Source organism: Caballeronia choica (assembly GCF_001544535.1).
Taxonomy (GTDB): domain Bacteria; phylum Pseudomonadota; class Gammaproteobacteria; order Burkholderiales; family Burkholderiaceae; genus Caballeronia; species Caballeronia choica.
On sequence record NZ_FCON02000395.1, the window covers coordinates 1 to 1,941 of the forward strand.

At 57.8% G+C, this 1,941-nt stretch carries 2 protein-coding genes and 1 pseudogene; 2 read left to right on the forward strand and 1 reads right to left on the reverse strand.

Going from position 1 to position 1,941, the window contains the following annotated elements; genetic code table 11:
* Positions 1–8 precede the first annotated feature (8 nt).
* On the reverse strand, positions 9–359 hold the full coding sequence (locus AWB68_RS51810) for a ProQ/FinO family protein (protein WP_087650386.1): 351 nt from the start codon (positions 357–359) through the stop codon (positions 9–11).
* 331 nt (positions 360–690) lie between these two features.
* Between AWB68_RS51810 and AWB68_RS44370 the strand changes: the two genes are divergently transcribed.
* Complete coding sequence (locus AWB68_RS44370) at positions 691–1,314, forward strand: hypothetical protein (RefSeq protein ID WP_087650387.1); 624 nt, start codon at positions 691–693, stop codon at positions 1,312–1,314.
* An 8-nt stretch (positions 1,315–1,322) separates the two neighbouring features.
* Positions 1,323–1,910 (forward strand): annotated as a pseudogene (locus AWB68_RS44375) (RES family NAD+ phosphorylase).
* Positions 1,911–1,941 lie beyond the last annotated feature (31 nt).

The window sequence follows — 1,941 nt, forward strand, 5'->3', positions numbered from 1 at the left end:
CTTGTTGGTCAACGCGGTCGACCATGTCGATTGTTCGCAATCTGCTCTTGCCTGCGCGCGAGCCGAGCCTTCTCTTGACTTGTGCCGTACTCCGCCTCCGCAGCAGAGACAACGCCGGTGATTGCGCCGGTAAGATCCACGCGCACATTGCCTTCGACGAGACAGGTCCAATAGCGTTGGCCGCGACACCAGAGCTTGACGCCGTTACGAGCGTCTCGCTCGCTCAGCCCAAGCGAGGCCGCTCGGGCAAGCACATCCTTGAGAATCCCAACCTTGAGAGGAACCTTTGACGCGGGACTGTGTGGAAAGACGTGCGGAAATGTCGTTGCAGCGTAATGACCGCGTTGACCGTGCGCCAGGCCGCGTCAGCAGACGTTCGCGGACGCTTCGGTGGCTGCTTGATTTCCCTTCCGGCGCCTACTGGCGCTGACGTCAGGCGCGATGCGGCCTTTTTGCCCTTCGCGCCCTGGTTCAGCTGCGCCTTAAGCGCAATGAGCTGTTCGAATCCCACGGTGCATGCCTGAAATCAGTCGCCAAATTTTACCAGTCGCCTTCAAACATCACCGTCTTCAAGCCCAAGAACTGCAACCGTTCGCCGCGTGAGCGTGAAGCTGAGGCTAAGGCGACAAAGTTGACAAACACGACAAAAGCGATTATTGTTCTGGTATTGTGTCTCGCATGAGGCCGAACATGTCCAAGCCAATGCCCGCCATGGAGTTCCCTGAGATCACCGCTGAAGACGCTCATCGTTTCGAACGCGCCGTACGCATCGATGACGAGGATGCCTTCATCGCCGAGCTGAACGCTTTGATTCGAGAGAAATTTGCGGAGGCCGCGCCCTCGCCGCTCCAGCTCACCACGGACCTGCGAGCGAAAGCACGCGCGCTTCGGGCAGAGTCACCCTGGCAGCCGTCGGCGACTGATGTACAACGCGGACGTGCAGCGTTGTTGCGCGCATACGATGCACCCGGGAACATTCCGCTGACGGAATTTGCGCGGTTCGCACACAAGTCGCGCCAACAGATTTATAAAGATCTATCAGCACAGCCTCGGCGCCTTCTCTCATTAGATGTGGGTCGTCGGGGTCAGCGACTGCCCGACTGGCAGCTTGATCCACTGAAGCTGAAATTCACGCGCGAAGCGCTCAACCGAGCGGCGTCGGTTGACTCATGGACGCTCTATCGTGCGCTGTCGTCTCGAAATGATTCGCTCGGTGGTCACTCACCTATCGAAGCCGTGACGCCAGGCAACTTCGATCAACTTGTCGAGGTTGTGCTGAGCGTGGTTGGTATTCACGGTGAGGAAGCAGTTTGATTTTGTCGATGCCAAGCCGCGTCATTGCGGCGGGAGAACTGCTCCAACACATTAGCCGAATCGAATACGCCGCCACGCCGCTCTATTTTGGTACAAGCTCCGCAAATCGATACGACGATCCGAAGGATGGCTATGGGGTTCTGTACTTGGGATTCGACCTTCCGACTGTATTGATGGAGTCGGTTTTTCATCAGCACTAATGGCACCGAAGCCGTTCGCGAACCATTACGCTAAGCGAGATTCGTGGACGCATTGTGCGTGCTGTCGGTGTAGTCGAGCGACTGAACTTGGCTGACATGACCGCACCAGGCGTGATGGCGCCGGAGTTCGGCCTCAATCTCGGTCAACTGGCAAGCCGACGTTACATCCACACGCAGGGTATCTCTCGGCAGATTTACGAGGCGCTCGACAACAGCGGCTTCCCAGCCTTCGACGGTCTGCTCTATCCCTCGCGGAATAATTTTCCCGCGACATGCATCGCTCTTTTTTACCGGGCACGAGCGAAAGTCGTGGTGGTCGACGATCTCCCGCTGGTGCAACATGTCGACTGGCCCGCTTTCGTAAATCAGTATCGCATTGGGGTGGCCAAAGTTTGAGGCCGTTGACGGCCCACGGGGTCCGAAGAGC

Excerpts from the sequence above, each read along its gene's own strand:
- AWB68_RS44370 (WP_087650387.1), top strand. The coding sequence starts at position 691 with ATGTCCAAGCCAATGCCCGCCATGGAGTTCCCTGAGATCACCGCTGAA.